The organism is Streptomyces avicenniae (assembly GCF_000719135.1).
Classification (GTDB): domain Bacteria; phylum Actinomycetota; class Actinomycetes; order Streptomycetales; family Streptomycetaceae; genus Streptomyces; species Streptomyces avicenniae.
The window spans coordinates 32,598-51,108 of sequence record NZ_JOEK01000013.1 but is presented as its reverse complement, the minus strand read 5'-3'; the positions used below and the strand labels follow the sequence as shown (position 1 = coordinate 51,108).

17 protein-coding genes and 1 pseudogene are annotated in these 18,511 nt (G+C 73.8%); 7 read left to right on the top strand and 11 right to left on the bottom strand.

Annotated features, from left to right (window positions below; translation table 11 throughout):
- Positions 1-24 precede the first annotated feature (24 nt).
- Entirely contained in the window at positions 25-1,860 is a 1,836-nt protein-coding gene (locus IF27_RS22305; RefSeq protein ID WP_110946145.1) for a phosphoenolpyruvate carboxykinase (GTP), read from the bottom strand.
- A 170-nt stretch (positions 1,861-2,030) separates the two neighbouring features.
- Between IF27_RS22305 and trhA the strand changes: the two genes are divergently transcribed.
- Positions 2,031-2,675: a PAQR family membrane homeostasis protein TrhA gene (gene trhA, locus IF27_RS22300; RefSeq protein ID WP_052851622.1), complete on the top strand. Its 645-nt coding sequence runs from the start codon at positions 2,031-2,033 to the stop codon at positions 2,673-2,675.
- Positions 2,676-2,715: 40 nt separating this feature from the next.
- On the opposite strand, the gene IF27_RS22295 is transcribed toward trhA, so the two are convergent.
- The 5 genes and pseudogenes from IF27_RS22295 to IF27_RS22280 form a co-directional block, all read right to left on the bottom strand.
- Positions 2,716-4,719, bottom strand: coding sequence for a thioredoxin domain-containing protein (locus IF27_RS22295; RefSeq protein WP_052851493.1), 2,004 nt, complete (start codon positions 4,717-4,719; stop codon positions 2,716-2,718).
- A gap of 129 nt (positions 4,720-4,848) precedes the next feature.
- The gene (locus IF27_RS22290; RefSeq protein WP_052851492.1) at positions 4,849-5,100 is read right to left on the bottom strand and encodes a hypothetical protein; all 252 of its coding nucleotides are present in this window, start codon (positions 5,098-5,100) and stop codon (positions 4,849-4,851) included.
- Positions 5,097-5,450 carry a hypothetical protein gene (locus IF27_RS22285; RefSeq protein WP_110946144.1) on the bottom strand — a complete coding sequence of 118 codons (354 nt, stop codon included), beginning with the start codon at positions 5,448-5,450 and terminating at the stop codon, positions 5,097-5,099. Before IF27_RS22285 ends, IF27_RS22290 begins: the two co-directional genes overlap by 4 nt.
- Before the next feature lie 170 nt (positions 5,451-5,620).
- A pseudogene (locus IF27_RS30505) lies at positions 5,621-5,770 on the bottom strand (DUF255 domain-containing protein); the annotation flags it as partial.
- Positions 5,771-5,827: 57 nt separating this feature from the next.
- Positions 5,828-6,346 carry a DUF3515 family protein gene (locus IF27_RS22280; RefSeq protein WP_190233073.1) on the bottom strand — a complete coding sequence of 173 codons (519 nt, stop codon included), beginning with the start codon at positions 6,344-6,346 and terminating at the stop codon, positions 5,828-5,830.
- 173 nt (positions 6,347-6,519) lie between these two features.
- On the opposite strand from IF27_RS22280, the gene IF27_RS22275 reads away from it, so the two are divergent.
- Complete coding sequence (locus IF27_RS22275; RefSeq protein ID WP_052851490.1) at positions 6,520-7,359, top strand: phosphotransferase; 840 nt, start codon at positions 6,520-6,522, stop codon at positions 7,357-7,359.
- An 18-nt stretch (positions 7,360-7,377) separates the two neighbouring features.
- On the opposite strand, the gene IF27_RS22270 is transcribed toward IF27_RS22275, so the two are convergent.
- Both IF27_RS22270 and IF27_RS22265 read right to left on the bottom strand, forming a co-directional pair.
- Positions 7,378-7,818 (bottom strand): hypothetical protein, encoded by a 441-nt coding sequence (locus IF27_RS22270; protein WP_052851489.1) that lies wholly within the window; start codon positions 7,816-7,818, stop codon positions 7,378-7,380.
- The gene (locus IF27_RS22265; RefSeq protein ID WP_052851488.1) at positions 7,815-8,555 is read right to left on the bottom strand and encodes a nucleotidyl cyclase domain-containing protein; all 741 of its coding nucleotides are present in this window, start codon (positions 8,553-8,555) and stop codon (positions 7,815-7,817) included. Before IF27_RS22265 ends, IF27_RS22270 begins: the two co-directional genes overlap by 4 nt.
- Positions 8,556-8,739: 184 nt before the next feature.
- Here IF27_RS22265 and IF27_RS22260 point away from each other — a divergent pair, with 184 nt between their 5' ends.
- From IF27_RS22260 to IF27_RS22250, 3 genes are all read left to right on the top strand, one after another.
- Positions 8,740-9,474 carry a Crp/Fnr family transcriptional regulator gene (locus IF27_RS22260; RefSeq protein ID WP_052851487.1) on the top strand — a complete coding sequence of 245 codons (735 nt, stop codon included), beginning with the start codon at positions 8,740-8,742 and terminating at the stop codon, positions 9,472-9,474.
- Positions 9,475-9,647: 173 nt separating this feature from the next.
- Positions 9,648-11,978 carry an ATP-binding protein gene (locus tag IF27_RS22255; RefSeq protein WP_052851486.1) on the top strand — a complete coding sequence of 777 codons (2,331 nt, stop codon included), beginning with the start codon at positions 9,648-9,650 and terminating at the stop codon, positions 11,976-11,978.
- A 51-nt stretch (positions 11,979-12,029) separates the two neighbouring features.
- Positions 12,030-12,269, top strand: a complete 240-nt coding sequence (locus IF27_RS22250; RefSeq protein WP_052851485.1) for a hypothetical protein — start codon at positions 12,030-12,032, stop codon at positions 12,267-12,269.
- A gap of 296 nt (positions 12,270-12,565) precedes the next feature.
- Here IF27_RS22250 and greA read toward each other — a convergent pair whose 3' ends face one another.
- Positions 12,566-13,066, bottom strand: a complete 501-nt coding sequence (gene greA, locus IF27_RS22245) for a transcription elongation factor GreA (protein WP_052851484.1) — start codon at positions 13,064-13,066, stop codon at positions 12,566-12,568.
- A gap of 189 nt (positions 13,067-13,255) precedes the next feature.
- Positions 13,256-13,675 (bottom strand): DUF4307 domain-containing protein, encoded by a 420-nt coding sequence (locus IF27_RS22240; RefSeq protein ID WP_052851483.1) that lies wholly within the window; start codon positions 13,673-13,675, stop codon positions 13,256-13,258.
- Positions 13,676-13,803: 128 nt separating this feature from the next.
- Here IF27_RS22240 and mca point away from each other — a divergent pair, with 128 nt between their 5' ends.
- Both mca and IF27_RS22230 read left to right on the top strand, forming a co-directional pair.
- Positions 13,804-14,676 carry a mycothiol conjugate amidase Mca gene (mca, locus tag IF27_RS22235; protein WP_052851620.1) on the top strand — a complete coding sequence of 291 codons (873 nt, stop codon included), beginning with the start codon at positions 13,804-13,806 and terminating at the stop codon, positions 14,674-14,676.
- A 4-nt stretch (positions 14,677-14,680) separates the two neighbouring features.
- Positions 14,681-14,911 (top strand): hypothetical protein, encoded by a 231-nt coding sequence (locus IF27_RS22230; protein ID WP_052851482.1) that lies wholly within the window; start codon positions 14,681-14,683, stop codon positions 14,909-14,911.
- Between the two features lie 115 nt (positions 14,912-15,026).
- Here the strand turns inward: IF27_RS22230 and IF27_RS22225 are convergent, their stop codons facing one another.
- Positions 15,027-18,368, bottom strand: coding sequence for a tetratricopeptide repeat protein (locus tag IF27_RS22225; RefSeq protein ID WP_052851481.1), 3,342 nt, complete (start codon positions 18,366-18,368; stop codon positions 15,027-15,029).
- Positions 18,369-18,511: the final 143 nt, after the last annotated feature.

Genomic DNA, 18,511 nt, shown 5'->3' with positions numbered 1-18,511 from the left:
GGGGCCGTCTTGTGCCGCGCGCGGTCAGCCGAGACGTTCCGCCTGCGCGCGGTACTCCTCCCACAGCCCCTCGGGCGTGTGGTCGCCGAACGTCTTGAGGTGGTCGGGGATCAGCGCCGTTTCCTGGCGCCAGATGCCCGGGTCCACCTCCAGCAGGAAGTCCAGCTGCTCGGGCGTGAGGCCGAGGCCCTCCGTGTCGAGCGCGCCGGGCGCCGGGAGGACGCCGATCGGGCTGGTGACGCCCTCGGCGCCGCCGTCGAGGCGCTCCACGATCCACTTGAGGACGCGGATGTTCTCGCCGAAGCCCGGCCAGACGAAGCCGCCCTCGGCGTCCTTCTTGAACCAGTTGACGTAGTAGATCTTCGGCAGCTTCGCCGGGTCGGCCGCCCGCTCGCCGACCTTCAGCCAGTGGCCGAAGTAGTCGCCCATGTTGTAGCCGCAGAAGGGCAGCATGGCGAACGGGTCGCGGCGCAGCTCGCCGACCGTGCCCTCGGCCGCGGCGGTCTTCTCGGAGGCGACGTTGGCGCCGAGGAAGACGCCGTGGCGCCAGGAGAACGACTCGGTGACCAGCGGCACGGCCGTGGCGCGGCGTCCGCCGAACAGGATCGCCGAGATCGGCACCCCGGCGGGGTCCTCCCACTCGGGCGCGATGGTCGGGCACTGGGCCGCCGGGACGGTGAACCGCGCGTTGGGGTGCGCGGCCGGGGTGCCGGAGTCGGGCGTCCAGTCGTTGCCGCGCCAGTCGGTGAGGTGCGCGGGCGGGGTGTCCGTCATGCCCTCCCACCAGACGTCGCCGTCATCCGTCAGGGCGACGTTGGTGAAGACGGAGTTGCCCCACAGCGTGGACATGGCGTTGGCGTTGGTCGCCTCGCCCGTGCCGGGCGCGACGCCGAAGAAGCCCGCCTCGGGGTTGATCGCGTACAGCCTGCCGTCGTCGCCGAAGCGCATCCACGCGATGTCGTCGCCGATGGTCTCCACCGTCCAGCCGGGCAGCGTGGGCCGCAGCATGGCGAGGTTGGTCTTGCCGCAGGCGGACGGGAAGGCGGCGGCCACGTACGTCGGCCGCTCGCCGTCGGGCGGGGTCAGCTTGAGGATGAGCATGTGCTCGGCGAGCCAGCCCTCGTCCCTGGCCATCACGGACGCGATGCGCAGGGCGTAGCACTTCTTGCCGAGCAGCGCGTTGCCGCCGTAGCCGGAGCCGTAGGACCAGATCTCGCGGGACTCCGGGAAGTGGGAGATGTACTTCACCTGGTTGCACGGCCAGGGGACGTCCTTCTCCCCGGGGGCGAGGGGCGCGCCGACCGAGTGCACGGCCCGGACGAACGCGCCGTCGTCCCCCAGTTCGCGGAGCACGTCGGCGCCCATGCGGGTCATGGTCCGCATGGCGACGGCGACGTACGCCGAGTCGGTGATCTCCACGCCGAGCGCGGAGAGCGGCGAGCCCAGCGGGCCCATGCAGAACGGCACCACGTACATGGTCCGGCCCCGCATGGAGCCACGGAAGAGCCCGCCCTGCCCGGCGAAGATCTCCCGCATCTCGGCGGGGGCCATCCAGTTGTTGGTCGGGCCCGCGTCCTGCTCACGCTCCGCGCAGATGTAGGTGCGGTCCTCGACGCGGGCGACGTCGGTCGGGTCGGAGGCGGCGTAGTACGAGTTCGGCCGTTTCTCCTGGTCGAGACGGGTGAAGGTGCCGCGCTCGACGAGCAGGGCGCACAGGCGGTCGTACTCCTCCTGTGAGCCGTCGCACCAGACGATCTCGTCGGGCTCGGTGAGGGCGGCTATGTCCTGCACCCAGGCGAGGAGGTCGCGGTGGCGGGTCGGGGCGTGGGCGGCGACGGGAGCTGCTGGAGTCAGCGTCACGTTCGCTCCTGACAGTTGAGGGTTTTCTTCTGCGAATCGCGCACAAAACACGGGCGCTCATCGGATGAGCGACCCCGCTCATCTGATACTGCCTGCTTCTCTCGTCTGTGTCCAGAGCGGCTCATGTGAGCGGCCCCGGCCGCGGGCGCGGGGCCAGTACCATCAGCGGCATGACCTCGCTCGCCAAGCCCTTGCTCCGTGGCTGGCTGCATGCCGGCATGTTCCCCGCCGCCCTGATAGCGGGCGTCTTCCTCACCGCGCTCGCCGACTCGCCCCGCGCCCGCCTGGCCTGCGCGGTCTACACGCTGACCGCCTGCCTGCTGTTCGGCATCAGCGCCCTGTACCACCGGGGCGAGTGGAGCCCGCGCGTCGCCGCGCTGCTGCGGCGGCTGGACCACGCGAACATCTTCCTGATCATCGCGGGGACCTACACGCCGTTCACGATCCTGCTGCTCGACGGCGCACGGGAGCAGATCCTGTTGTGGGGCATCTGGGCGGGCGCCCTCGCAGGCATCGCGTTCCGCGTGTTCTGGGTCGGCGCCCCGCGCTGGCTGTACACGCCCTGCTACATCGCCCTCGGCTGGGCCGCGCTGTTCTTCCTGCCGGACTTCCTGGACACGGGCGGCAGCGCGGTGCTCACGCTCGTGCTGGTCGGCGGGCTGCTCTACAGCGCGGGCGGCATCGTGTACGGCCTGAAGCGGCCCGACCCGTGGCCGCGCTGGTTCGGCTTCCACGAGGTGTTCCACCTCTTCACGCTGGCCGCGTTCATCGTGCACTACGTCGGCGTGTCGCTGGTGGCCTACCAGCACACGTGACGCGTGCCCCGGCCGCTCCCCCGACGGGAGCGGCCGGGCCTCAGCCCTGGCGCCCCAGCTGCCCGGCGAGGACCGCCGCGTCCGTCGTCGGCAGTTCGCAGACGAAACCACGGCACACGTACGCCGTCGCCCGTCCGTCCCTGGCCGTGCGGTCCGCGAGCAGCGGTGCCTCGTCCGGGGCGCCCGGCGCCCCGAGGGCCACGACGGCGCCCGGGGCCGTGGCGCGCAGGGCGGTGCGGTGCAGCTCGGCGGTCGCCGCGTCGCCGCGCGGGCCGACGATCGCCACCTGACGCGGCCCGTCGAGGGCCGCCTCGGCGACCGCCAGGCCCCAGCCGATGAAGCGGGGCGAGCGCCCGGCCAGCGGCGTCACGATGCCGAGCGCCGCGTCCGCCGCCAGGCGGTACCGTTCGTCGCCGGTGAGCGCGGCGTACGACAGCAGCGCACCGGCCGCCGCCGTCCAGCCGGAAGGGGTGGCGCCGTCCGAGGGGTCCTGCGGGCGGCTGATCAGGCGCTCCGCGTCGTCCGCGGTGTCGAACAGGGCGCCGTCCTCGCTGCGGAACCGTGTCAGCACCGTCTCCAGGAGCGTGCCCGCGTGGCCGAGCCACACCGGGTCGCCCGTGACGCCGTGCAGGGTGAGGAAGCCCTCGGCGGCGTCCCCGTAGTCCTCCAGGACGCCCATGCTCGGCCCGGGGCGGCCGTCGCGTGAGGTGCGCGCCAGGCGCCCGGCGGCGTCGAGATGCACCTCGGCCAGGAGCGACGCCGCGTCCGCCGCCGCCGTGATGAGGTCGGGCCGGTCGAAGCAGGCCCCGGCCTCGGCGAGCGCGGCGACGGCCAGGCCGTTCCAGGCCGCGATCACCTTGTCGTCACGGGCGGGGCGCGGGCGCAGGGCGCGGGCGGCGAGCAGCCGGGCGCGCAGGTCCTCCGGCGGCTCATCGGCGGGGTGCGGCAGGCGCAGGACGGGCGCGTCGTCGATGAGGCCGAACGCGGCGGCGGCCCGTACGGCGTCGCCCTCGCCCAGGGCCTCGGCGAGCTGCGCGCGGGTCCAGGTGTAGAAGGCGCCTTCCTCGTGACCGCCGCCGGGCAGCTCGCTGTCCGCGTCGAGCCCCGAGGCGAAGCCGCCCTGCGGAGTGCGCAGTTCACGGACCATGAAGTCGGCCGTGCTCAGCGCGACCCGGCGGGCCCAGGCCGCGCCCGTGACGCGCCACAGGTGGGTGTAGACCCTGGCCAGCAGCGCGTTGTCGTACAGCATCTTCTCGTAGTGCGGTGTCACCCACGCGGCGTCCACGGTGTACCGGGCGAAGCCGCCGCCGAGTTGGTCGTGGATGCCGCCGCGCGCCATGGCCTCGCAGGTGCGCTCGGCGAGGTGCAGCGCCTCGACGGACCCGGTCCTGGCGTGGTGGCGCAGCAGGGACTCCAGGGTCATGGACGGCGGGAACTTCGGGGCGCCGCCGAAGCCGGCGTGTGCCTCGTCGAACTGCCGTGCCAGCTCGTGTACGGCTGCCGCGAGGTCGTCCGCGCCGGGCGGCTGCGGCGCGTCGTACACGCGCTCGGTGCCCGCGAGGTCGGCGGCGATCCGGGCGGCGACACCGTCCACCTCGCCGCGCCGGTCACGCCAGGCGGCGTGGACGCCTTCGAGGACCTGGCGGAAGGAGGGGAGGCCGTGGCCCGGCCGGGGCGGGAGGTAGGTGCCGAACCAGAACGGCTCGCCGTCCGCCGTCATGACGACGGTCATCGGCCAGCCGCCGTGCCCCGTGGCCGCCTGCACCGCCGCCATGTACACGGCGTCCACATCGGGCCGTTCCTCACGATCCACCTTGACGGACACGAACCGCTCGTTGAGGTACGCGGCCAGCTCGGCGTCCTCGAAACTCTCGCGCGCCATGACATGACACCAGTGGCAGCTCGCGTACCCGACGCTGAGCAGCACCGGCACGTCGCGCCGCCTGGCCTCGGCGAACGCCTCGTCGCACCACGGCCACCAGTCCACGGGGTTGTCGGCGTGCTGGAGAAGATAGGGCGACGTCGCGTCAGCCAGCCGGTTCATGCCCCCATCGTTGCACGCTCCGGTTCGGCCAACCCTGGCCTACTGAACGCGACGGACTCACGCCGCGCCCGTGCCGCCGCGCCGATCGGACTCCGCACCGGCAGGCAGAGCGGACGAGCTTCCAGCGACCTACAGGTATGTGACCTGGACGATGTAGATCTGCTCATGTCGTACGACGGTCAGGTACTCGAACATGCCGCCCGGGACGTCGGCGGTCCTGCTCTTCGGGTTCTCGCCCCGGTACGAGGTCCCGTCAAGATAGAGGGCTTCGGCAGCTCGAACGAGTTCGGCAGCCGTCTTCTCGACTTCGGCGACGAAGGCCGGCGGCGCTCCGCTGACCACGTACTCCTCACTGGGGAGGTACTCCCAGGACCACCTCACGCGCCCAGCACCCGGTAAGCGGCTCGAATGATCTCTGCGGCGGTGAGGGCATGACGCCTGGAGTCAACAGGGTCCTCCGCCACCTGCATGAGGTACTCGGCTCGGCGGAGCTTGGTGGCTGTCTCCGGATGCCGTTCGATCTCGACCACGACGGTCCATCGGAGGAGGAACCCTCGGAGAGGATCGAGGGTGTCGGAGTCGATGGCCCTGGTGATCGCTTCAGCCTGCTCGGTCTGCATCTCCGGCAGACGGTCCGGGGCCACGACGGCAAGGGCAGCCTTGAGAGCGGTGATGGTCCGCTCCGGGCGCGGGATCAGTGCTTCGGTGTGGTGCTCCGGCTGTGCGGTCACGTCTCCTCCGTGCAGTTGGGCCGCTATCACGCTACAACGCGGCAGGCCCGCTGATCCTCCGCTTCGGGTGAGACAGCTTTCCCCACCTCCATTCCCTCACCGAGCGCACTCGTCCCAGAACCTTTCGGCAACACATCAGGGCAGGACCACCGGGCTGTCTTCAGCTACTGGCACCAGTGGCAGCTGGCATACCCGACGCTGAGCAGCACCGGCACGTCGCGCCGCCCGGCCTCGGCGAACGCCTCGTCGCACCAGGGCCACCGGTCCACGGGATGGTCGGTGGGCTGGAGGAGGTGCGGCGATGCCGGGGGCGCGTGTATGCGGGTGTCGTGGCTGTGGCCGGGGGCCGAGGCGGTGTGGGCGGCGCCCGGTTCAGGTCACGGCACGTCGGTGAGGGAGACGCATGTGTGGTCGCCCTGAGGGATTGCTTCGGCGGCGCTGTTCAGATCCACCAGGATGTCCCCTGGCGGTGGGCTCGGATCCTCGATCGCGACTTCGATCGCGGGATCGCGGCCGTACGTCGTCAGGACACGTGGGCCACCGTCCTGGGCCCTCGCCTCGTCGAGCACCCAATCGACGCCGTTGACGCTCATGCACAGGTCGAGTGTCGGGCTCAGCGGCGGCACCCCGCACCGCAGGGTGATCCGGCCGTCGCCCCAGACGGCGGTGCCGGGGGCCGTCGTCTCACGCCTTTCGTTGCCCGCGACGCTCTCCGGCACTGCGGACACCACGGATGCGCATGCGCGGCTTCCGCCCTCGGGCGCGGCTTCCGGCGACTGATCCGCAGGCGCGAGCGCGAGACGCAGGAGCGCGGTCAGCAACACCACGAGCGCGAGACCGCCGGCGACGCGGATTCTTCTGCCAGGTGAGGAGAGCATTCGACCCAGCTCTGTCATGGTGCCTTCGGACGACCTGGCAAGATTACCCGGCCCCGGAGAGGCCGAACGGCCGTGCCGGGGTGCTTCGGGCGAGCTGCTGAGGACGTCAAGGCGTCGTCGTGGGCGGGCGAGGAACTCTGTGGCTCTGGGGGCTTTGCTTGCGATGCTGGGCGGCGACGAGGGAGGACCGTATGGAGCCATCGGAATTGCGGCGCGCCGTGGAGGCGGGACGGGTGACGGCGTCGGAGTTGGGGCTGCGGGTCGATGACGTGGTGGTCGTCCACGACTCGGACCGTGTCGCGCTGCGCCTCGTCCCCTGCGACGTGCTGGCGCGGGTCGCGCCCGCCGGGCATCTGGCCGAATCGACGTTCGAGGTGGAGGTCGCCCGCCGCCTCGCCGATGTCGGCGCCCCGGTGGCCGGGCTCGATCCGCGGGTGGCGCCGCGTGTCCACGTGAGGGACGGGTTCGCCGTCTCGCTGTGGACCTACTACGAGCCCGTGGGCGCGGAGATCGCCCCGGCCGCCTACGCGGACGCGTTCCTGCGGCACCACGCCGCGCTGCGTCGCGTCGAACTGGACGCGCCGCACTTCACCGATCGGATCGCCGCCGCGCTCAGGGAGGTGGGCGACCGGGAGCGGTCCCCCGAACTGCCCGACGCCGAAAGGCAACTCCTCGACACAACGCTCCGTGGACTGGGCGCCGAGATCGGCACAGGGAAGGCCGACCAGCTGCTGCACGGCGAGCCGCATCCGGGCAACCTGCTCGCCACGCGGAGCGGGCCGCTGTTCGTGGACCTCGCCACCTGCTGCCGCGGGCCCGTCGAGTTCGACCTCGCCCACGCGCCCGAGGACGTGGCGGAGCACTACCCGGGCGCCGACCAGGGCCTGATCGACCGCTGCCGCGCCCTCAACTGGGCGCTGTTCTCCGCCTGGCGCTGGCGCCAGGCCGACCAGATGCCCGACAGGGACCGCTGGCGGGCGGAAGGGCTGAACCAGGTCCGCGCCGCGCTCGTCCGCTGCGTGCCGGGCTGAACGCGACGCGGAAGCAGGTCAGTTGGCGGGCGGGGCGTCGTCGGCCGGGCGGGTCAGGTGGATGTCGCCCTGCTGGACGGCGAACACCGTACCGGAATCGTGCGCCGTGTTGTTCTGCTCCAGGGTGGAGGCGCCACGGCCGCCCGCGAGGGCCGCGTCGATCTCGGCGGTCAGCCGGGCCAACGGCGCGCGGCAGGCCGGGTCCCGGCGCAGCAGGTCGGCCAACTCCTCGGCCCACACTGCGGACAGGGCGCGCCGGGCGTCGTCGGGGGCCGCCGCCCTCCGCACCAGGGCCGCGCTCTCCTCCAGCCGGTCCCCGACCGACGCGGCACGCTCCGGGTCGTCCCGGCGGAAGAGCCCGAGGACGGTCTCCTTGGTGCCGTGCCACAGGTCCGTGGCCATCGTCGCCACGAGGGCCACGGCGCCCGCCTCGGCGAGCAGCGCCAGTTCTCCGGTCACGTGGCGCCGCCTCCGCTCTCCCCGCCGATGTTCATCGTGCCGTTCCTCAGCGCGTAGACGACGCCGTGGCCCGACGCCTTGTTGATCATCCGCGCGTCGCCCGACGCCCCGCCGTCCGCCGGGCGGTCCGCCGCAGGCGGCGGCGTGGCGTCGGCGTCGGCGTGCCCGGGTACGTGCAGCCAGGCCGACGCCGCGAACTCCTTGTGCCGCACGCCGACCCGCCGGAACGACGCCGGGTCGATCCCCGGCCGTCCCTGGCAGACCGTCTCCTCGTGGAAGTGCTCCGAGACGAGGAGCGCCGTCGTCGCCTCCGGGGTCCGCGCCAGGGCGGCGTGGGCCGGGGCGGCGTCGAGCAGCCGGGCGAGGACTTCGAGCGGCCGTCCGACGACCGTGCCGTCCCGGCCGACGCGTACGTCCCCCGCGTGCAGGGCGATCCGGACGCGTACCTGGGTGAGCGGCCCGGCGAGCCGGTTGTGCGCCCGCAGGCGCGCCGTGAGTTCGTGGACCAGCGGATGGACGAGGGCCGCCTTGGGCGTCCCGGCCGGGGCCGCGACCCGCATGCCGTCGCCGAGGTCCTGGCGCAGGCTCGCCCGCCAGTCGATCCCGCTGCACGCGAACGACGCGCGCAGCGCCGTCAGCAGCGCCTCGCGGATCTGCCGGAGGGCGACGTCGCCGCGTCCCGCCGAGCGCGAGATGTCCACCGCGAGCAAGGCACGGTATTCCGGCATGTCCTCCATACACCCTCCTCGTCCTGCGCCACACCCCGACTGTGCCCTGATTGAACGGAACACATCCCGTCGCAATACTGGATCGGCTCGATGTCGCCGAGCCGGCCCCGCCCAACTCGTCCCGGAGACAGGGGTGATGAGGAGCAGCCCGGCCTGGCGGTGGTGGCCTGCGACGGGCGGGAGGCGGGACGGCATGGACGGTACGACGCCGGGCCGGGACGCGAACGGCCGCGCGCCCGGGGGGAGATGGACGTGGCCCGCGTCGAGTCTGCTCGGTTCGCTCGCCGGGCCGGCCAGGGACAGGCTCCTGGCGCTGGGCGCGACCAGGCGGTACGAGGCCGACCGCGTGCTGATGCGCGAGGGGGAGCTGACGACGTTCGTCCTCGTCCTGCTCCACGGCGTGGTGAAGGCGACCGGGCGCACCCCCGACGGACGGGACGCCCTGCTGGCCGTGCGTATGGGCGGGGACCTGGTCGGCGAGCTCGCGGCGGCGGACGGCGGCCCCCGGTCGGCGACGGTCACGACCTGCGGGACGGTGGTGGCGCGGGTCGTCGGCCAGGACGAGTTCCTCGGCTGCACCCGCCGCGATCCCGCGATCGCGCAGGCGGTCAACGTGTCCGTGGTCTCGAAGCTCCGCGTCGCCAACGGCCATCGCATCGACTTCACCGGCTGCGACGCGGCCACACGGCTGGCCCGCGTGCTGCACCAGATCGTGCTGACGCACGGCGAGCGGTCGGGCGCGGGGGCGGTGATCCGCTGGCCGATCACCCAGCCCGAGCTGGCGACGCTCTCCGGCACGGCGGAGCCGACCGTGCAGAAGGTGCTGCGCAGGCTTCGCGAAGCCGGCGTGGTCTCCACGGGCTACCGCACCGTGCGCGTGGACGACCTCGCCCGGCTGAGCAGCATCGCGTTCGGCCCGACGCCTTGAGCGGGCGGAAACAGTCGTACGACGGTTTTGCCCGGCGCGTCGGCCACTAGCGTGCCGAGGGGAGGCGGAGGAGCAACGCGCCTACCTGGCAGAGGACTTCGGAACGAGCGGCGGCCGTCGTGACGGTCCGCCCGGCGCGGTCGCGCGTTCCACGAGCGGGAAGGGAATGGGCCATGGCAGAGACGGACGGTGCCGTGCGGGAACCCCCCGGGCCCGACCACGACGAGGACACTCCCCCGGCGGGCGGCGACCACCGCGTCCACATCGGCGGGAACGCGGCGCGGACGGTGATCGCGGGCAACCACAACGTGGTGATCGACGCGCACGGTTCGACGGTGAACCTGGTCACGCCCGAGGCGCGCCCGCGGCCGGTGCGCCGGGAGCGGGTCGCGCTGACGCCCAGGCGGCAGCGCGAGCCGATCGGCCGCGAGACGGACCTGGAGGAGCTGGCGGACGCCCTGCGCGGCCACGGGCTGGTGCAGGTGTGGGGGCCGCCCGGGGTGGGGAAGAGCACGCTGCTGCGGCATGCGGCCCACACCTTCGCGCCAGGCCCCGACGGGGTGCTGTTCCTCGACGGCGCCCACCGGGAGGCCGAGGATCTGGCCCAGGAGATCTTCGAGGCGTGCTACGACGCCCCGGGCTACGCGCCGACCGGCCCCGAGCTGCGCCGGTTGATGGCCGGGGTCAGGGTCACGGTCTACCTGGACGACGCGGACCTCCCGCCGGAGCGGCTGCGGCAACTCGCGGACGCCGCGCCCGACGCGACGTTCGTCTTCGCGAGCCGGGAACGTTCCGTGCTCGGCGAGGGCGCGCACCTGGAGCTGCGCGGCCTCGACCGCGCGGCCGGGATCAGGCTGCTCACCAGGGAGTTGAGGAACCAGTTGCCGGAGGGGCAGCGCGCCGCGGCCGACGAGCTGTGCGCGCTGTCGCTGGGTCGGCCGCTGCTGCTGCTGCGCGCGGCGGGGCTCGCCGGGTTCGACGCGGCGGGGGCGGTCACGCTGCCCCGTCCGGCCGAGATCTCCGGGCTGCTGCCGCTGCTGCTCGACAGGCTGGACACGGCGGCGGTGAACACCCTGCGTCTGCTGGCGACGCTGGAGGACGCGGAGGTGGACCCGGCGCACATCGGCGCGCTGTGCGGGGTGGCGGAACCCGGGCCGGTCTGCGGCCGGTTGGCCGATCTGGGGTTGCTGGTGGCCACGGAGCACGGCTACCGGAGCGCGGCGGACGTGGTGCCCGAGGTGCGGCGCCGGTCGTCCGAGCCGTTCCCCGCGGAGCGGCTGTGCGACCACTTCGCCCGCTGGGCCGCGCTGCCGACGACGACACCGGCCCAGGTCGCCGCCCACGGGCGCGCGTTGGAGCTGGTGGCGGTCCTGGCGGAGCGGCAGGGGCGGCCCGACCTCGCCGTGGGGCTGGCGCGAGCCGTGTCGCCGTTCCTCGCGCAGTCGTTGCGGTTCGGCGTGTGGGGGCGGCTGCTCGACCGTGGCCAGGACGCGGCGCGGCGGGCGGGCGACGCGACGGCCACGGCCTACTTCACGCACGAGAAGGCCATCAGGTACCTCCTGATCGGACGGCGTGTGGTGGCCGCGGTGCTCCTGGCCGAGGCGGTCGTGCTGTGGCGGCAGTTGGGCGACGAGGAGGGCGCGCGTGCGGCGCTCGACGCCCAGCGGTACACGCCGCCACCGGCGCCGCCGACACCGGACGCGTGGGGCGCGGGCCCTGACGCGGGCGCGTCCTCGGTGACGCCCGCGGGCGCGCCGCCCGGGGGCGGCGACCAGGGCAGCGCCCTGTGGAGCGACCCCGGCGCGGCGCAGTCCGGGCCCGGGGCCGGTGCGGGGGCGCCACCGGGGACCGCAGCCGATCCCGGCGCGGCATCGGCGGCGCACGCGAACGCGGGTGTGAACGCGAACGCGGGCGCGGTCACGCCGCCGCCAGGCGCGGACCCGTGGGCCGCCGCGCAGCTCCCGGCGGACCCGGCCACGCAGCTCGGCGCCCACGCCCCCGGCGCAGCAGCGGCGACGACGGCGGGAGGCGGCGCGACGGCCGCCGCCGGGGGCGGCGCGCTGGGGGCGGGCCTGATCACCGTCCTCCTCGGCGTCGCAGTCGCCGTCGCCGTCGGTGTGGGCATCTACCAGGAGCAGATGTCGGACGACGAGCCCTCCGCGAGCGCGGAATCGGCGGCGCCCGACGACCTCGCCGGGGTCTGGCAGGACGGCCTGGGCAACGTCTTCCGCATCGTCGGATCGGGGGACGGCACCTACGAGTTCATGGTGCAGGGCACCTGCGGCGAGAGCAGCACCGTCGAGGTGACAGGGGGTTCCGGCAGCTACACGGGCACGATGCCGGTGTGGGACGAGACGTCCTGTGGAACGACCCTGGGGGAGGCCGACATGACGATCGACGTCGCCTCCGACGGCTCCGGCGCCGACGTCACGACCACGGAGCGGTCGGACGGCTCGTGGGAGTGCTCCACCTGCGGGACCCAGAGCTGGACCCGCCTGTCCTGACGCCCCGCCGCCGGAGAAGTCCGCGGCGCTCTCGAAGGGAGAACGCCTCTCATGCCGTCGTCCGCATCGGGTGACCGGTACACGATCAGCATCGGCGGTGACGCCTCGGGCCCGGTCGTGGCGGGTCACGACATCACGGTCGGGGGCCGCGCGTCCGACGAGCAGGACGCCGGTCCTGGCCCGGCACAGACGACCACCGCCCGGGAGCACGGCACCGCGTACACCGTCATGGAGGGCGAACTGCACGTCCACCACGACCACTCCGCCCGGCCGCCGGAGGAGGAGGGCTGACGCCGGGCCGCGGGTCGGCGGGCGCCGGGCGGGACACCGCGGAGTGTGGTGTCCCGCCCCGGGGCCTTCCGTCCGTTCCCGTGGAGGGCGGTGCGCGACGGCGGGCCGCGACGGCGCGTGGCCGGGGCGGGGTGGGGTGCCGACGGGGACGACGGTGCCCGGTCGTCCCGCGCGCCGGGGGCGTGGTCCACCGCCCGCTCCGGCGCGTCGCCGGGCCCGTCATGTCACGCATCGCCCGGCCGTGTGCCGGGCACCGGCGCCGCGGGGGTACCCCAGGCGGCGCGGGGAGGGGTGGGTCAGGCGGCCTGGTAGGGCTTCGCCGCGAGCACCTTCACATGGGCGGTGCGGCCGTTCGGGAGCTGGTACTCGGCGTCGTCGCCGACCTTCTTGCCGAGCACGGCGGCGCCGAGCGGCGACTGCGGCGAGTACGTCTCGATGTCCGAGGTGGCGAACTCGCGGGAGGCCAGCAGGAAGGCCAGGGTGTCGTCCTCGTCGCCGTCGAAGGCGATCGTCACGACCATGCCGGGGGCGACGACACCGGTGTCCGCCGGAGCGGCGCCGACCTGCGCGGTCTGGAGGAGCTGGGTGAGCTGGCGCACACGCGCCTCCATCTTCCCCTGCTCCTCCTTGGCCGCGTGGTAACCGGCGTTCTCCTTCAGGTCGCCCTCCTCGCGGGCGGCCTCGATCTTCTTGGCGATGTCGATACGGGCGGGACCCGACAGGTGATCCAGCTCCGCCTTGAGCTGGTCATGCGCCTCCTGGGTCAGCCAGGTGACAGTGTCGCTGGTCTGGGTCACAGGTGCTCCTCGGGTACGTGAAGGGGGAAACGGTTGAACACATCAGCATGTGAACACATAAAAACAAGGCCCGACCCGGATGACTGCGCTCCTGGGCGGGCGAAACAACGATCGAACTGTTGACTCTAACAACGACGATCGGTGTGCGGAAGGATTACCCTCCGCTGCCAGGGGTGAAACCGCCGCACTTCACCCCGCGGTGTCCGCCTCCGTACAGCTCAGCAGCTCGGCGGCCGTCGCGCGGGACTTGGTCCGCAGCGTGACGGTGCGGTGGGCACTGTCCGTGTCCTCGTCGAAGCGGAAGTCGGCGCGGCCGACCTCCTCGCCGTCCTCCGCCTGGGCACGGACCGTGCACACACCGTCCGTCTCCGACGGCTTGCGGATGGCGAGATCGACGTCGATCCGCTCGTCGGAGACGACCTCGAAGCCGGTCAGTTCACCGCTGACGCTCCGGCCCGCGATGTACGACCAGCCCGCCCAGCCCACGAAGCCCACCAGCAGGGCGAGCAGGACCAGACCGATCACCGTGAGGCGACGGTCGGTGCGGGCGTCGGCCGAGCGGTCGCGGCCGTACCGCCCCTCGGGAAGCCCTGCGCGCGCTTCAGCCATGTCGTACGTTCCTCGTCGGCGGACGTGGGTGGGACGGGCGCGGGACGGCCGATGACGTGGAATAGCCGACCCGGTCCATCCGTCACTATAGAAGGCGCAGTCGGAACGAGATGACGAGGACCGAGCTGGTGACAGAGAAGCTGCGGCTCATGGCCGTGCACGCCCACCCCGACGACGAGTCGAGCAAGGGCGCCGCCACGATGGCGCGCTACGCCGCCGAGGGCGTGGAGGTGATGGTCGCGACCTGCACCGGTGGGGAGCGCGGCTCGATCCTGAACCCGAAGCTCCAGGGGGACCCGTACATCGAGGAGCACATCCACGAGGTGCGCGCGAAGGAGATGGCCGAGGCGCGCGAGATCCTGGGCGTCCAGCAGGAATGGCTGGGATTCGTGGACTCGGGGCTGCCGGAGGGCGACCCGCTGCCGCCGCTGCCCGAGGGCTGCTTCGCGCTGGAGGACCTGGACGTGGCGACGGAGCGGCTGGTGCGGCTCGTGCGCGCGTTCCGGCCGCAGGTGATCCTCACGTACGACGAGAACGGCGGCTATCCGCACCCCGACCACATCATGACCCACAAGATCTCGATGGCCGCCTTCGAGGCCGCGGGCGACCCGGAGCGCTTCCCCGAGGCCGGGGAGCCGTGGCAGCCGCTGAAGCTGTACTACCACCAGGGCTTCAACCGGCAGCGGACCGTCGTGCTGCACGAGGCGCTGCTCGCGCGCGGCATCGAGTCGCCGTACGCGGAGTGGCTGGAGCGGTGGGACAAGTCGGACATGCCGGAGCGGACGCTGACGACGCGCGTGCCGTGCGCCGAATACTTCCCCGTGCGGGACAAGGCGCTGATCGCGCACGCGACGCAGATCGACCCGGACGGCGGCTGGTTCCGGGTGCCGATGGAGCTCCAGCAGGAGATCTGGCCGACCGAGGACTACGAGCTGGCGCTCTCCCGGGTCGATACCTCCCTACCCGAGTCGGACCTCTTCGCGGGTATCCGACAGAATTGACGTCATGGACGATGTGAACGCGTGGCTGCCGCTCGCTTCCAAGGAGCTGAACGAATACACGGTGACGCCCGGCGTGCTGGGCTTCATCGTGTTCGCCGTGCTCGGTGTCGGCGTGTGGTTCCTGTTGAAGTCCATGAGCAGACACCTGGGCCGGATCAGCGTGCCGGAGACCGACGAGACGGAGCGCGGCGGACGGGACGGCGAACCGGCCACCACCGGGTCGCGCGCCTCCTGACCGTCTCCTGACGCGCCTCACGTGGGCGGGACCGCTCGCGGGCGGCGCACCCGACCACGCCTGATCACCGAGCGACACCCCTCCGTCACCCCGGGTGAGGGGCGGGGGCGTCCGCTCACGCCTCGACGCCGAACACGTCCCGCGCCGCCCGCCCCGGCACCATCCCGAGCCGCCACGCCGTCCAGCCCGCCTCGGGGCCCTGCCCGCGCTCCAGCAGCGGGGCGTAGCCGCGCGCCGCGTCGGTCAGGCGCGGGTCGCGCCGCGGGTGGTCGTCGGCGAGGAGCGCGGAGAGTTCCTGCTCGGCCACGGCCTGGCCGACGACCGAGCCGCCGGGTGACGCGAGCGGCAGCAGCGTGACGCGCAGGAAGCGCGCCCAGTCGGCGCCGCGCCGGTCGGCGAGCCCTTCGCCGTAGCCCTCGGTGAAGAGGGCGAGCGCCTCGTCGGCGAGGGCGAGGGCCTGGCCGTGCCGTTCGTTGCCCGCGTCGATGACGGCGAGTTCGAGCCGGGACCAGGCGGCGCCGTGCGGGACGCCCGCGCGTTCGAAGTCGCGGCGGGCGTCGGCGAGGAGCTGGCGGGCGAAGCCGCTGTTGCGCAGGGAGCCGGTGGCGGCGGCGCGGACGTCGCGCGTGACGCGGGCCGAGTGGTGGCGGGCGCAGGCGAGGCCGTAGAGGTCGCGCATCCTGCTGAACATGCCGCGCGCGCTCTCCAGGGCGCGGATGGCGCCGTCCGGGTCGCCCGCGTCCTCCAGGGCGTGGCCGAGGTCGTAGAGCGTCCACGCCTCGCCGCGCGCGTCCTCCGTCTCGCGGTGGAGGGCGAGGGCGGCGCGCAGCTGTTCCTCCGCGGCGGCCGGGTCGCCCGCGTGGACGCGGGCGAGGCCGAGTTCGGTACGGGCCCAGGCGGCGCCGCGGACGTCGCGGGAGCGCTCGTACAGGTCGAGGGACAGGCGCAGTTCGTGTTCTGCGGCGGGGACGTCGCCCCCGTACAGCAGGGTCTGGCCGAGGCCGAAGCGGGTCCACGCCTCGCCGTGGACGCTGCCGCTGCCCTGGTGGAGGCGCAGGGCCTCGGTGAGCAGCGTGCGGGCGGCGGCGAGGCGGCCTCGTTCGCGTTCGACGGCGGCGAGGGCGTGCAGGGTCCAGGCGCGGTCGCCTGGGAGGGCGTCGGCGGGCTGGAGCGCGAGGGCTTCGCGCAGCTTCTCGCCCGCCTCGTGCAGGCGGCCCTGGTGCTGGAGCGTGATGCCGAGGTCGCGCAGGGCGCGGGCGGTCCCGGCGTCGTGGTGGTCCTGCTGGTAGAGGGAGACGACGGAGCTGAGGGTGGAGTTCGCGCGGTCCAGCTCGCCGAGCTGCCGGGCGGCGACGCCGGTGCGCCACTGGACGGAACGCGTCAGGAGCCCTTGACCGAGTGCCTGGGCGAGTTCGTTCAGCTCGCCGAGGCGGTAGAGGTCGCCGCGCAGCAGGCAGTGGTCGCACAGCGCGCCCAGGAGGTGCTGGACGGCGTCGCGGTCCACGCGGGGGTCGGCGTGGCGGAGGGTGGCGGTGATGAAGCTGGTCTCCTCGTCCAGCCAGCGCAGCGCGGCGTCGAGGGAGCCGAAGCCGTGGCCTCCGGCGGTGGCGGGGAGGATGTCGGCGCGGGTGGAGGTCTTGCCGTCCACGAGGCGGATGACGGTGTCGGCCAGCTCGGCGTAGCTGCGGATGAGCCGTTCCTGGGCGGCGGAGCGGTCCTCGCCGGTCTCCTCCTCGTGGAGCCGGGCGCGGGCGAAGCGGCGGACGAGGTCGTGGAGGCGGTAGCGGTCGCCGCGGACGCCGTGGAGGAGTCCGGCGCGGGTGAGCGCGGCGAGGCCCTGCGCGCCTTCCTGCTCGGTGACGTCGAGGAGCGCGGCGGCGGCGCGGGCGCCGAGGCTGGCGCGGCCGACGAGGGCGAGGCGCCGGAGGAGGCGGCGGGCGTCGTCGGGCTGCTGGGCGTAGCGCAGGCGCAGGGCCCGGTCGGCGGGGTCGGCGGGGCTTGTGCCCGGGGTGTCGGCGGCGGTGAGGTCGTCGGCGAGGCGGCCCGGCGGGACGTCGTCGAGCGCGGCGCCGAGGAGGCGGAGCAGGAGGGGGCGTCCGTCGGCCAGCTCGGTGAGGCGGCGCCAGCCGTCCTCGTCGTAGGGCGCGGCGCCCGTGGCGGTGGTGGTGACGGAGGCGCGGAGCAGTTCCTCGGCTGCGGCGGTGTCGAGGGGGCCGAGCGCGAGGTGGTGGACGGTCGCGGGCAGGTCGGCGGGCAGCGCGAGGGGTTCTGCGGCGGTGACGAGGACGAGGGAGTCGGACCGCTCGGGGATCAGGGTGGCGACCTGCTCGGGGTCGGTCGCGTCGTCGAGGATGACGACGACGGGCTGGCCGGTGAGGTGCTGGTGGTAGCGCTCGGCGAGGCGGCGCAGGCGGCCGGGGTCGGCGCCCGATTCGGCGCCTTCGCGGAAGAGCAGCTGGTCGCGGGGGGCGCCGAGGCGGTTCATGAGGTGGAGGAGCGCGTCGCGGGTGGTCAGCGGGTCCTCGCTCTGGCCGCGCAGGTCCACGAGGCAGGCGCCGCGGAAGAGTTCGCGTGTCTCGTGGGCGGCCCAGCGGGCGAGCGTGGTGCGGCCTGAGCCCGGGGGGCCGTGCAGGACGACGACGGTGGGGCGTGTGCCGGTGCCCGCGCGGTCACGACCGACCCACTGGGTGATGCGGGCCAGCTCGGCGCGGCGGCCGATGAACGGCTCGCCGCGGTCGGGGAGCCGGTCGAACGAGCGGGCGAGGACGGAGCGGGAGCGTGCGGCGCCGCTGCGGTCGCGGGTGCGCTGGGGCACGAGCTGCCGGGGCGGGCGCGGGGGGTCCTGGGTGTCGTCCGTGTCCCTCGCCGGTGCTTCGAGGGACGCGGTGGCGGCGGGGGCGGTGGGCTTCGTGAGGGGTTCGCGGCGGGGGGCGAGGGCGCGTTGCTGCTCCAGGTAGGGGCGCAGGCCGCGTACCTCGACGGCGTTGCGCCAGGCGAGGCGGAGCTGTTCGACGCCGCCCGGCTGGTTGCGGCTGCCCGCCGTGCGTTCCGCGGTCCACAGGTGGGCCACGACGGCCTGGAGGGAGAAACCGGCGAAGGCGGCGGCGATGACGATCGCGGCGTCGGCGAACGCGGTGGCGGGTGAGCCGATGCTGCCGATGAGCAGCAGGGCGGCGAGTCCCGAGGCGACGGCAGCCGCCGCCGTGCCGCCGAGGGCGCGGGCGCCGAAGCGGTCGCCGAGCCTGCTCGGGGCGCTCTCGGCCTCGGCCCGCAGGTAGGCGGCGTACTCCTCCTCGGCCGGGTGGACGATCTCCGGCAGCGCGGCGCGGGCGCGTTCCAGCAGCCGGGGGCCGTCGATCCGGCCCTCGGAGCGGCGGACCTCGGCCTCGACGGCGCGGGTGAGCAGGCCGTCGAGCTCGGCCAGGTGTCTCCTGTGCGGGCGTGTCTGGACCGCCATCGGCTTCCCCCTCGGTCACTTTTTCCGGCCCCTTGCCCAACTCCTGTCACTCCATGCCGCTTCCGAAGCATGTCGAGACCAAGTCGTTGTATGGCACCGGTTGTTCGAACGGTGCCGCCGGGCGGGGGCCGGTGGCCGAGGGG